Source organism: Solibacillus sp. FSL R5-0691, from assembly GCF_037974225.1.
In the GTDB taxonomy this organism is placed as follows: Bacteria; Bacillota; Bacilli; order Bacillales_A; family Planococcaceae; genus Solibacillus.
In genome coordinates this window covers 2,155,600-2,168,110 of the sequence record NZ_CP150231.1, presented here as the reverse complement: position 1 = coordinate 2,168,110, position 12,511 = coordinate 2,155,600, and the positions used below count along the sequence as shown (strand labels likewise).

The following is a 12,511-nucleotide window of genomic DNA, read 5'->3' as shown; positions in this document are numbered from 1 at the left end:
GTACAACTATTAACGAAACATGAAGTGCGTCCATCGGCAATGGGCATCGAAACCAATCAAGCGAATATCATGAAGTCTCATAACTTTAATTTATGGTATGGGGATCACCATGCTTTAAAAGATATCAATCTGGAAATGAAAGAGAACGAGGTAACCGCAATTATCGGTCCTTCTGGCTGCGGGAAATCCACTTATATAAAAGCATTGAATCGCATGGTGGAGCTTGTGCCGATCGTACGGACATCAGGACAGATCAATTACCGTGGCCGCAATATATTTTCGAACGGCTATGAAGTGGAGGAGCTTCGCACGAAAGTAGGTATGGTGTTCCAAAAACCGAACCCGTTTCCAAAGTCGATTTATGACAATATCGCATACGGACCACGTATTCACGGAATAAAAAACAAGAAAATCCTCGATGAAATTGTGGAAAAGTCACTGCGTGGTGCAGCAATATGGGATGAAGTGAAAGACCGTTTAAACCAAAATGCCTATGGATTATCGGGTGGTCAACAGCAACGTATTTGTATCGCTCGCTGTCTGGCTATCGAACCGGATGTCATTTTAATGGATGAGCCGACATCAGCGCTTGATCCGATTTCTACATTAAAGGTTGAAGAGCTTGTACAGCAGATGAAAGAACAGTATTCAATCGTCATCGTGACACATAATATGCAGCAGGCGGCTCGAATTTCTGACAAAACAGCCTTCTTCCTGAATGGGGAAGTAGTAGAGTTTGATAAGACGGATATTATTTTCTCGACTCCATCAGATCAGCGCACCGAAGACTATATTTCCGGTCGTTTTGGATAATGGGAAAAGGAGAATGATACCGATGATTCGTGAACGTTTTGAACATGATTTAATGACCGTACAACAAGATTTAATGGAACTTTGTGATTTGAGTATTCATTCTTTACAAGAGTCTTTCAAAGCTTTTTTGAAAAAGGATATCGATTTAGCATTACAAGTCATTGATACCGATCCGAAGATAAACCGGTTGGAAGAAATCATCAATGACCGCGTAATTTTACTGATTGCTAAACAGCAGCCTGTTGCGACGGATTTGCGTCGATTGATCGTTGTCATAAAAGCGGCGTCGGATATGGAGCGAATCGGGGATCATGCGGTCAATATCGCAAAGGAATCGATTCGAATCGGAAAAGAGCCATTTGTTACAAGTGTGGAACCGATTGAGGAAATGTTCCATAAAACAATCTTAATGCTGCGCCAAATTGTCGACGCCTTTATAGAGGAAAATACGACAAAGGCAAAAGAAATTGCAAACCTGGATGATGAGGTCGACGAATTAACAGGCAATACGCTCAGTAACTTAATGAAACTCTCGGTTTCCAACGAGCATGTTGCACAAGTGACAAGTCTATCCTACGTTTGCCGCTGTATCGAACGCGCGGCGGACCACGCAACAAATATTGCCGAGCATTTGTTCTATCTTGTAAAAGGAAAGCATTATGAACTGAATAATTAAATGATTAAAGTATAGGGAGGAAACTTCCTATACTTTTTTGTTTTTTTGAAACGTCAGCCCATTGGCAATCGTTTACAATGTAGGAAAGGGGGGGCGGCGTAATATGATTGAGAATATCGGGCAGATTATTGATGAATACAGTAAGCATTTATTGCGCATCGCATACTTTTACACCAAAAATCGCCATGCTGCCGAGGACATTGTACAAGATGTTTACATAAAGTTTATGCAGACCGACTACTCGGAAAGCGGTCAATTAAGAGCATATTTAACAAAAATGACAGTTAATAAAAGTAAAGATTACTTAAAGAGCTGGGCTTATAAAAAAATACAATTCGAAACGAAATGGTGGATGAAAGCGACGGACCATGATCATGTCATCCAGCAAGAAGAACGATCCAGTATCGGGGCAGCTATTTTAAAGCTGCCATTGAAATACCGGGAACCAATAATATTGTATTACTACGAAGAAATGAGTGTCCTGCAAGTGGCGGCCATATTGCAGATTAACGAAAATACCGTAAAGACCCGGTTAAGGCGGGGACGCGAACAATTAAGGCCAGTACTGGAAGGAGAATGGGAGGTGCTTCGTCATGAATGAGTTCAGAAAAGCATTAATTGATGTTGCAGGGGATCTATCGGAAAGTGAAACTGCTGTAAAAAATGCTCTATTACTTAAAAAACCTCGCAACAAAAAGGTGAAGATAGGCTATTATTTAGTTCCTGCAGTTATTGTGACTCTGATTATTTTTTCCTGGCAGATATTTATTCCGAAAATGATGGATTTTAGCCAGGCTGAACAACCTACGAATGAAGATTTATTTGAATTTATCACTGCACTTGAAGAAATGGAATATAAAGGCGGTATTGAAACAAGCCGTGCTAATGCTTATTTACAAATGGTGGAGATTATAGGTATACCGAAATATGCAAAGAGTATAGGGATTACAATTACAGATGAGGATCGTCAGCAGGCAAAAAATAGCCTTGAACAAAAATGGAGAGAAAGCGATCTTACAGGTGTGTTAGCATCAGCTTCCGTATCTAATCATTTTCCAAAAGAAAAATTTGATGAAAATATTGTCCCGTTATTAATAGAAACGGTAGCCTATAACAAAAAGTTGGAAGAAAAGATGTTTCAGGATTATTCGAAAATGCTACCGGGAATTGCAAATTCCTATGGTAATTTCATGGGATTTTCCTATATGGAAACACATTATAAGACACAATTAGATCAGTTTAAAGAGCAACATGATATTATAATTTTATCTAATAAAAGTTCAAGTAACTCTGGGACAGTAGTTGCGGTAGAGGATAATATGTTTTTATTTGTTAAGAATATGACGACTAACGAATATAATCAGATTTCACCTCGTATTTTTGTAGATAGATTTGCTGCATGGTTTATAAATGATCCGAAAAACCCAGTTCAAGTAGGCGATTATGTCAATTTAAAAGAAACGGTAATTTCAGAAGACCGGATAGGCAATGAATTTGCAGGTGTAGGTCTTCATTATGGTCTGGAAATTCTTTTACCTAAAGAACGTGCCGATGAAATAAAAGAAATAGAATTAACCGACCAAGTTCTTGAAGAATTCAACGAAATATACGGGAAAGCTGTACTTATAAATGAAGAGGCGATCGAAATAACGGAGCCGCCGATTTGTGTTATTCATAAAAAAGGGGAATCCTATACGGTTTGGCAGAACGAAAAAGGTCTTCTTTATATTCTTCCGTTTGGTAAGAGAGAATTGGCATCATTTACGGAATCTACTTCAAAAAAAATGTTATCTTTATTTAAACAATTTATTAATGAATAATTTATGAAATGAAGGGGTACATGGTACAATATAGGTAATTCAAATAAGTTGCGTACTTATTTAGATGTAAAGGGGTAGACAGCATGTTAAAAACTATTGTATTTGACCAATTAAAGCAAGCGATGAAAAACAAGGATGTATTAGCTAAAGGAGTGTTAACTTTAGTGAAGTCCGCTTTGGATGCTGCAGAAAAAGAAAAGGGCGCGGAATTGACGCCACAGGAAGAAACTGCTGTCATTAATCGTGAAATTAAGCAGACAAACCAGTCATTGGAAGGTGCTAAGCAAGCGGACCGTTCAGACTTAATTGAAAAGGAAGAAGCAAAACTAGTTATTTTGAAAAGCTTTTTACCAAAACAGTTAACAGAGGAAGAAATTTCAGCCGAGCTTCAGGCAGCTGGTATTACTTCAGGAATGAATATGGGAGACGCAATGAAAATTGCGAAACCATTATTAGATGGAAAAGCAGATGGCGCAACCATTTCAAAAGTTGTTAAAACGCTCATTTCCTAAATTTTAAGACTTAGAAAAGGAGGTGTGCCGCATTTATTTGGCGGTCACGTCCTTTTCGCTATATTTCTAAAACGAATCTATTGGCAATTCAAAAGGAATTAGAATAGGGAGGATTAAAATGACCTTACATGAACAGATTAATCTGTATGTACCATACAACGAACAGGAAGCGAAGGATCGGGACATCATTTTACGTGCAATGGCTACGTTATCAGATGTCCTGACACGTAATAATGAAGTTTTGCATTTTACTGCTTCTGCTTTTGTGTTCAACCCGGATCGTACACGTGTATTAATGGCGCATCATAATATTTATAATTCATGGGGCTGGATGGGTGGTCATGCAGACGGAGACCCTGATTTATTTAATGTAGCAAAAAAAGAGCTGATGGAAGAATCGGGTATTACGGAAGCAAAAGCAATTCAAGAAGATATTATATCACTGGATATCCTGCCGGTAATCGGTCATATGAAAAACGGGAAATATGTGGCTGCACATTTACATTTTAATGTGACGTATATATTTGAAGTCGAAGATGAAGCGACATTCCAAGCAAAACTCGACGAAAATAGTGAAGTCGGATGGATCGGAATGGACGAAGTTGCCGTAAAATGTACGGAAGCGCATATGATTCCGATCTATGAGAAAATTATTGAGAAGGTCAAAAAAATCGGTTGTTAAAATGTTATTAAACAACACAGCTTTTCAAAACTTCATGCCAGCGGATGAAGTTTTTTCTTACGTAGATTTTCTGGATTCAACTGGCTGATGTACAGAAAAACACAAACGATTGCTGAAAATGAAATAATTTCACAAAACTAAACAGCCGTGTGCTAAAATAACGATGTATAAACAAAAGGGAGGCTATTTTCAAATGGCAAAAAAAGTAAAAGAATATAAAATTAACCCAGACCGAGTGGAAGAAGCATTATTAATTCAAAATCGTATGCTTATCGAATTATTCGTTCAAGTTTTACATGAACAATTAGTAATCGAACGTCCTGTCTTACACGAACGTTTAGAAAACTTAATCGAGCTTTCAGATAACGATCGTGATTTGAAAGATACTTTACACGCTTTAACTCAAAAATTATAATTACATACATTTATGTGTGGTGCGGTATCCTAGAGATACCGCTTTTTTTATGCAAAAAAACGCAAATAGAAAGTCAGTTATTCACACGCAGTTTAAATTACTACTTTTTAATTTTGATTTTCGCTATACTATCGGTATTGATTTGAAAACAGATGGAGGGGTTTCACATGACAAATGAATATAAGACTGTTTTAACCGATGAAATTCTTCATTTTTTATATCGTAATGCATCTTTTCAAGCTTTGGATGAAAACCAGCAGCAACAGTTTCTTAAGAAATTTGGTCAGCAACCATTATTCATAGAGGTCATCGAAATTGCAATCGCACTTGAAGAAATGATTGCAGAAGTGGAAGCAACGATGCCAAAAATACAGGATAAAGATTATTTATTCCCGATTGAGCAACAAAAGCAATTGTTGAAAGAACGTACGGTTAGCGATGGCAATGTATTGTATGTCCCGTTTGAAGAGATGAAAAATCTTTATTCACCAATGGTTGTCATCATACAGCAATCTGGCGCCATGCAGGAGTATGAAGCCTTTACAAAAGGGACGATATTGCCGCTATTTAACTTATGTGCTGTCCAGAAGAGGGATTTAATCATCCTGCCATTTAGCAACATACCGTCTCCAACGCTTCTTTTTAAAAATGGAATAATGGATATTGAAATGTTTGACCAATTTTTGCAGCAGTACGAAATAGGAGACGCTCAGATTATGCCAGCGATTGACAAGGCAATTGAAATGTTTACGAAGGACAAAATTGATAATCAGCGGGATCTCATGATTATTACAGACAATCGATTTACCGATTTTTCTAAATTGAATCAACAAGTGATGGCAGGGAAAATGCAGGAGCTTGATATCGATTTGTCCGTTATTGCAATGAGCGAAAATGATTTTGAAAAACAGCCGATTGCGTTTGCCGACAAAGTATTTTTTGCAAACGATTAATAAAGTTTTCTAACGAATCCGTGACGGGTTCGTTTTTTTGTTGGCCGGATATTTAGTTATGGACAAGGAATTTTAAAAGGCTATGCGGAATATTTAAAGTAAGGATACATAATTAGAGAGAAATGGAGTGTTTCGATTAATGTATACAGCCTATTGCAGAACTGTCCAAAGTTCAATGCGTGTCGGTATGAAGCTTATGAACTGGAGAAAACCGGAATTACTCCAAGGTGAAAACAGCCTGGAAAAATTGCCGGATGTTGTGAAAAGTTTAGATTTAAATATGCTCTTAGTGATAACCGATGAAGGAATTCACAAGTTGGGGCTTATGGATACGTTATTAGAGGGCTTACAGCAGCAAAATATTGCATTTGTTGTCTATGATAAAACGGTTCCAAACCCGACTTTCACCAATATTGAAGAAGCGCTGGAATTGTATGATGCACATCAATGTGATGGCATTATAGCATTTGGCGGAGGATCACCGATGGATTGTGCAAAAGCGGTTGCAGCAAGAATCGCACGCCCTGAAAAATCATTGGCTGATTTAAAGGGTTTATTTAAAGTACGAAAAGAAATGCCGCCGTTTTTTGCAATCCCGACAACTGCCGGTACTGGGAGCGAAGGGACGATTGCCGCCGTCGTATCTAATAGTGAAACACATGAGAAATTCGCCATTATGGATCCGGTACTTGTACCGCACTATGCTGTACTGGACCCGGTACTGACAATTAATTTGCCACCACATATTACATCTACAACGGGAATGGATGCATTGACACATGCCGTTGAAGCATATATCGGTAAAAGCAATACGGAGGAGACGAGAAAATATGCCCGAGAGGCTGTTATTCTTATTTTTAAGTATTTAGTACGCGCCTATGAAGATGGAACAGATATGAAAGCGAGGACAGAAATGCAACGCGCGTCGTATTTGGCAGGGCTGGCGTTCACACGGGCATATGTAGGCTATGTTCATGCCATTGCTCATACACTCGGCGGATTTTATCAAGTTCCGCACGGTTTTGCCAATGCGGTAATTCTTCCGCATGTACTACGGTTTTATGGTGAGAGCGCGGCCAAACCGTTAGCAGAACTGGCGACAATTGTAGGAATCGGAAAAATAACAGATAGTGATGAAAAAAAGGCGGAATTGTTCATCGAAGCAATTGAAGAACTGAATAACAAAATGGAGATTCCACGCAAAATAACAGGAATCGTCAACCGTGATGTGCCGTTAATGGTGGAGCGCGCACTACAAGAAGCGAACCCGCTGTATCCAGTACCGCGCATTGTAAATAAAGATGAAATGTTTTATTTATATCAAATTATTCAGGAATAGTGGATAAGGATTTTAATCAAGTAAACCCCGATTTTCTATAGAAAATCGGGGTTTATGATTGGTTATATGTTATTAATCAAGCTGATCGTCGAAGTAGTTTAGTAAGCCTTGATAGATGCCGAGTGTTGCTTGTTCCCGGTAATAATCTGTAGTAATGGCCCGTTCTTCAGAAGCATTGCTTAAATAGCCAAGCTCCAGCAATATAGCATTTTGACGGTTTTCACGCAGTACTAAATAATTACCGAAGCGTGGTCCGCGGTCTTTCAGGTTCACTTTCGATGCCAGGCCGTCATGTACATATTCGGCAAGCTTTTTCTGATAACCATTTGTATAATAGGTCGTAAATCCGCTCACCGAGCTATCTTCGTTTGCATCATAGTGAATACTGATAAACGCATCCGCACCAGCCTGATGGGATACTGCCACACGTTTTCGTAAGTCGACAAAAACATCGGATTCACGAGTCATGACAACATTTGCACCGGCTGCCTGTAATTTGGAACGGAGCAGTTCAGCTGTAAAAATATTAATATCTTTTTCGTCTGTTCCACGAACACCCGTAGTACCGCGGTCATTACCGCCGTGACCAGCATCCAGTACGATTGTTAAGCCTTTTAATGTCCCTTTTTTACGTTCTTCTGCCTCGCTTGTATTGTTTTTGGCTGTTGTTCCTTGTGAATCGTTTTCACTTACTACCCAGTTTGCGACGTATGCCGTTTGGCGATCGTTTACTGCGATTTTAAACCAGTCGCCTTCACTTTCCACTATCGGATATGTATGACCAGCATCTGCAATGACGACAACATTAGAAGAGGTGGAAGGGGATTCCCTTAAATTTGTCCCGTTATAAATAATCGTCACAAAGTTTTTCGTATCTTCTTTTTCAGATGAAGGATTTTGTTTCAATTGTTTTGTAAACGTTCCGTAAAAACTGTAGATCCAACCCTTTTTGCCTTTTTCATATTCAATCTCGACCCAATTATGATCTCGGCTGACTACTTTAAATTGTTGGCCTTCAGTGGCAAGCCCTAATTTTTTTGCTGTTAAATCCGGCTTTTTTCGGATATTGACAGCATTGACATTAACAGTAAATGTATTTGGATCAATTTGTTGTAATGGTTCATTGGACTGATCCTGCTGTCCATTATCGGAAGGGGCAGCCGGCACTTCCGTCTTCGCTTCTTTCACTGTGACGTATTCCGCAAATACCCAGCCTGTCGTCTCGCCGAACTGAATTTGAATCCAGTCCTGTTCCTGTTTTAAAAATTTGCTTTCCGTCCCGGAAGAGATTTTCGTCAAAACAGAAGCTGATAGTGATGGTGCTACACGCACATTTAAAGCGTTTACCTGTGAAATGACTGTTTTTTCAATTGATGTATCTGATTGTCCATTGGCTGTTTTCACAAGCCATGCCGCAACCCATCCTTCCTGCTGACCGACTTGAACATGGTGCCAATCCCCTTGTTTTTCAATTGACGTAATTTCGGTACCTTCTTTTAACGTATCGAGGATCGGATAGGAAAGACCTGGACCTTCACGCAAATATAATATTTCCGCGTTTACATATAAAGGTTCACCATTGGCCAGAGCAGGGCGAGCGGAAAAATAATACGGAACAATTGCCGTGAATAATAATAAAAACGATAAACCTATTATTAATTTATTTTTTTTCATAGTTTCCTCCTTTTAATTTAGTTAAATGACCTTTCACTATATACTCCTATATTATAAAAGTATTTATGACAAAAAATATAGCGTTTTTTTGAAAATGGTTGACAACTTGTCACGACATCATTAAGATTAGTGTTAATTTAACAAAAGTAACATTGCCAATGACCAAACAAGTAGCGGTTGCCAATGCTGAAAAGAGAGGGAAAGACTTAGGCTGTAATCTTTCCTGCAGTATGTAACATGTGAACAACAGTTGAGAGGCGTTTCCTCGAAAAAATTTTTTTCTAGTAGGGGAAAACGGAGTCGGCCGTTATCCGAATTCGAGAGGATGTAGTCATACATCAATTAGGGTGGAACCGCGGAAGATTATAAAGCTTTCGTCCCTTGCAGTATTTGCAAGGGGCGGGGGCTTTTTTTATTTTCTTCTTAAATAGCACGCGAAAAGTTTGGTCAACTAAGAGAGGAGTGCTTTTTATGAATTTTAAAGTACCTAAAGGAACACAGGATATTTTACCGGGTCAATCCGAGAAATGGCAGTATGTAGAACGTGTCATTCGTGATTTATGTGATAAATATCGCTATAACGAAATTCGCACACCAATGTTTGAGTCAACAGAGCTATTCCAACGTGGTGTAGGCGATACAACAGATATCGTACAAAAAGAAATGTACACATTTACGGACAAAGGAAATCGTTCATTAACATTACGTCCAGAGGGAACAGCTTCAGCGGTTCGTGCATATGTGGAGCATAAAATGTTCGGTCAGGCAGATCAGCCAGTCAAACTTTATTACACAGGTCCAATGTTCCGTTATGAACGCCAACAGGCAGGCCGCTACCGACAATTCGTTCAGTTTGGTGTAGAAGCTATCGGTTCAGCTGATCCGGCGATTGACGCGGAAGTAATGGCGCTTGCAATGGATGTGTATACAACACTTGGCTTGACGGACTTAAAATTAGTCATTAACTCATTAGGTGACAAAGAGACACGTGATGCTCACCGCAGCGCGTTAATCGAGCATTTCACACCGGTCGTTGGTGAGCTTTGCAGTGATTGTCAAAGCCGTCTGGAGAAAAATCCATTACGTATTTTGGATTGTAAAGTGGATGCGAAACACCCGGCAATGGCAACAGCACCGGCTCTAACAAATTATTTAACGGATTCTTCAGCGGAATACTTCACGAAAGTAAAACAATATTTAGATGTACTCGGCATCTCTTACGAAGTCGACCCTAACTTAGTACGAGGACTTGATTACTACAACCATACAGCATTTGAAATTATGATTACAGGTGACGGATTCGGCTCAATTACGACACTTTGCGGCGGCGGTCGCTATAATGGTTTAGTTGAAGATATTGGCGGACCGGAATCACCGGGTATCGGATTTGCCTTATCGATTGAACGATTATTATTAGCGCTGGAAGCAAAAAATATTGAGCTTGCGACAGGTAATGATCTCGAAATGTATGTTGTGGCAATGGGTGAAGAGGCAAAACTAAAAGCAGTGGAACTTGTAAGCTCATTCCGTGCAAAGGGTATTTCAGCAGATATGGATTATTTGGACCGTAAAATGAAGGGACAAATGAAAGCTGCCGACCGTGCTAACGCTAAATTTGTCATTGTACTAGGTGAGTCAGAATTAGAAGAGCAAGCAGTAAACGTCAAAACAATGGAGACAGGCGATCAGACAAAAGTGGAATTCGGTCAGCTTGTCCAATACGTTTTAGAAAACAAATAGTGGAGGAATAAACAATGGCGCAAAGAACACACGCATGCGGTTTAGTAACAGCTGCAGAAGCGGGACAAGAAGTTGTATTAAAAGGTTGGGTACAAAAACGTCGTGACTTAGGCGGATTAATTTTCGTAGATATGCGTGACCGCGAAGGGATCGTACAAGTAGTTTTCGGAGATCAGGCGAAAGATGCTTTAGAACTAGCAAATAAAATTCGCAGTGAGTTTGTCATTGAAGTAAAAGGTAAAGTAGTTTTACGTGATGCAGCTCAAATAAATAAAAATATGAAAACAGGCGAAATTGAAGTGGCAGCTTCGGAACTGACAATTATTAATGAAGCTAAAAACCCGCCATTCGCAATCGATAACAATGTCGAAGTATCGGAAGAATTACGTTTAAAATACCGTTATTTAGATTTACGTCGTCCTGTAATGTATGACACATTTAAAATGCGCTCTGATGTAACACGTACAATCCGTAATTTCTTACAAAACGAAGGCTTCCTGGAAGTTGAAACACCAATTTTAACGAAATCAACACCAGAAGGCGCACGTGACTACTTGGTTCCATCACGTGTACATGACGGCGAATTCTATGCATTGCCGCAATCTCCACAGTTATTTAAACAGCTTCTAATGGTAGGTGGCTTTGAGAAGTATTTCCAAATTGCTCGATGCTTCCGTGATGAAGATTTACGTGCAGACCGTCAGCCGGAATTCACACAAGTGGATATTGAAACTTCATTCTTATCAATGGATGAAATTATCGAAATGAATGAGCGCCTTCTGACTCAAGTTATGAAAGATGTCAAAGGTATTGATGTCGTAACTCCATTCCCACGCATGAGCTATAAAGAAGCAATGGATCGTTTCGGTTCAGATAAACCGGATGTACGTTTCGGACTGGAATTAAAACAGCTTTCAGATATCGTGAAAGAATCTGCTTTCGGAGTATTTGCAAACGCAGTAGCAAATGGCGGCGAAGTGAAAGCAATTAATGTAAAAGGCGCGGCAGCAAACTATTCTCGTAAAGATATTGATGCTTTAGGCGAATTTGCGGGCCGTTACGGAGCAAAAGGTTTAGCTTGGTTAAAAGTAACAGAAGAAGGCTTGAATGGCCCAATCGCGAAGTTCTTTGAAGGAGAAGCAGCGGACGGCATCATCCAAGCAACAGAAGCACAAGCTGGTGACTTATTATTATTCGTTGCAGACAAATCTTCTGTAGTTGCAGATGCACTTGGCGCATTACGCTTAAAATTAGGAAAAGAGCTAGGCTTAATCGATGAGTCGAAATTCGAATTCTTATGGATCGTTGATTGGCCATTATTCGAATATGATGAGGCGGAAGGTCGTTATTATGCGGCTCACCATCCATTCACTCGTCCATTCGATGAAGACTTGGAGTTAATGAATACAAACCCTAAAGAAGTTCGTGCTCAAGCCTACGATATCGTATTAAATGGTTACGAGCTTGGCGGCGGTTCTCTTCGTATTTATGAGCCGGATTTACAAGCGAAAATGTTTGAACTGCTAGGATTCAGTGAAGAAGAAGCACGTGCACAGTTCGGTTTCCTACTAGAAGCGTTTGACTATGGCGTTCCTCCACATGGCGGATTAGCAATGGGTCTTGACCGATTAGTAATGCTTCTTGCAGGCCGTACAAACTTACGCGATACAATTGCATTCCCGAAAACGGCAACGGCAAGCTGTTTATTAACAGATGCACCATCACCAGTTTCCGATGCACAGCTTGAAGAGTTAAGCTTACGTATTGCAGCAACAGCAAAAAAATAAATCATAAAAGGTATTTCTTCTCTCGGGAAGAAGTACCTTTTTTTATAAAGTAAAATGGAACCATATATTTCTAAAAAGTTAGTACAATAATAATAATTTA

Annotated in this window: 12 protein-coding genes and 1 other annotated feature; of the genes, 11 read left to right on the top strand and 1 reads right to left on the bottom strand. The window is 39.5% G+C overall.

The window, feature by feature from the left end:
- Positions 1–39: 39 nt before the first annotated feature.
- The 9 genes from pstB to MKY51_RS10890 all read left to right on the top strand — a co-directional run bounded on the left by pstB (position 40) and on the right by MKY51_RS10890 (position 7,210).
- Positions 40–813 (top strand): phosphate ABC transporter ATP-binding protein PstB, encoded by a 774-nt coding sequence (gene pstB, locus MKY51_RS10930; protein WP_339176619.1) that lies wholly within the window; start codon positions 40–42, stop codon positions 811–813.
- A gap of 22 nt (positions 814–835) precedes the next feature.
- Positions 836–1,489 (top strand): phosphate signaling complex protein PhoU, encoded by a 654-nt coding sequence (gene phoU, locus MKY51_RS10925; protein ID WP_339171940.1) that lies wholly within the window; start codon positions 836–838, stop codon positions 1,487–1,489.
- A gap of 103 nt (positions 1,490–1,592) precedes the next feature.
- The gene (locus MKY51_RS10920) at positions 1,593–2,090 is read left to right on the top strand and encodes a sigma-70 family RNA polymerase sigma factor (RefSeq protein ID WP_339171937.1); all 498 of its coding nucleotides are present in this window, start codon (positions 1,593–1,595) and stop codon (positions 2,088–2,090) included.
- Positions 2,083–3,309, top strand: a complete 1,227-nt coding sequence (locus MKY51_RS10915; protein WP_339171936.1) for a hypothetical protein — start codon at positions 2,083–2,085, stop codon at positions 3,307–3,309. Before MKY51_RS10920 ends, MKY51_RS10915 begins: the two co-directional genes overlap by 8 nt.
- 83 nt (positions 3,310–3,392) lie before the next feature.
- The gene (locus tag MKY51_RS10910) at positions 3,393–3,821 is read left to right on the top strand and encodes a GatB/YqeY domain-containing protein (protein WP_339171935.1); all 429 of its coding nucleotides are present in this window, start codon (positions 3,393–3,395) and stop codon (positions 3,819–3,821) included.
- A gap of 118 nt (positions 3,822–3,939) precedes the next feature.
- Positions 3,940–4,503, top strand: coding sequence for an NUDIX hydrolase (locus MKY51_RS10905; RefSeq protein WP_339171933.1), 564 nt, complete (start codon positions 3,940–3,942; stop codon positions 4,501–4,503).
- A gap of 193 nt (positions 4,504–4,696) precedes the next feature.
- On the top strand, positions 4,697–4,918 hold the full coding sequence (locus tag MKY51_RS10900; RefSeq protein ID WP_339171931.1) for a phosphate-starvation-inducible protein PsiE: 222 nt from the start codon (positions 4,697–4,699) through the stop codon (positions 4,916–4,918).
- Positions 4,919–5,085: 167 nt separating this feature from the next.
- Positions 5,086–5,871, top strand: a complete 786-nt coding sequence (locus tag MKY51_RS10895; protein ID WP_339171929.1) for a hypothetical protein — start codon at positions 5,086–5,088, stop codon at positions 5,869–5,871.
- Between the two features lie 139 nt (positions 5,872–6,010).
- Positions 6,011–7,210: an iron-containing alcohol dehydrogenase gene (locus tag MKY51_RS10890; protein ID WP_339176618.1), complete on the top strand. Its 1,200-nt coding sequence runs from the start codon at positions 6,011–6,013 to the stop codon at positions 7,208–7,210.
- A gap of 72 nt (positions 7,211–7,282) precedes the next feature.
- Here the strand turns inward: MKY51_RS10890 and MKY51_RS10885 are convergent, their stop codons facing one another.
- Positions 7,283–8,884: an N-acetylmuramoyl-L-alanine amidase gene (locus MKY51_RS10885; protein ID WP_339171928.1), complete on the bottom strand. Its 1,602-nt coding sequence runs from the start codon at positions 8,882–8,884 to the stop codon at positions 7,283–7,285.
- A gap of 149 nt (positions 8,885–9,033) precedes the next feature.
- Positions 9,034–9,269 (top strand) — a binding site (T-box leader).
- An 86-nt stretch (positions 9,270–9,355) separates the two neighbouring features.
- Here MKY51_RS10885 and hisS point away from each other — a divergent pair.
- Both hisS and aspS read left to right on the top strand, forming a co-directional pair.
- A complete protein-coding gene (gene hisS, locus MKY51_RS10880; RefSeq protein WP_339171925.1) occupies positions 9,356–10,624 on the top strand; it encodes a histidine--tRNA ligase in 1,269 nt (422 codons plus the stop codon).
- A gap of 14 nt (positions 10,625–10,638) precedes the next feature.
- Complete coding sequence (aspS, locus tag MKY51_RS10875; protein WP_339171923.1) at positions 10,639–12,411, top strand: aspartate--tRNA ligase; 1,773 nt, start codon at positions 10,639–10,641, stop codon at positions 12,409–12,411.
- Positions 12,412–12,511: the final 100 nt, after the last annotated feature.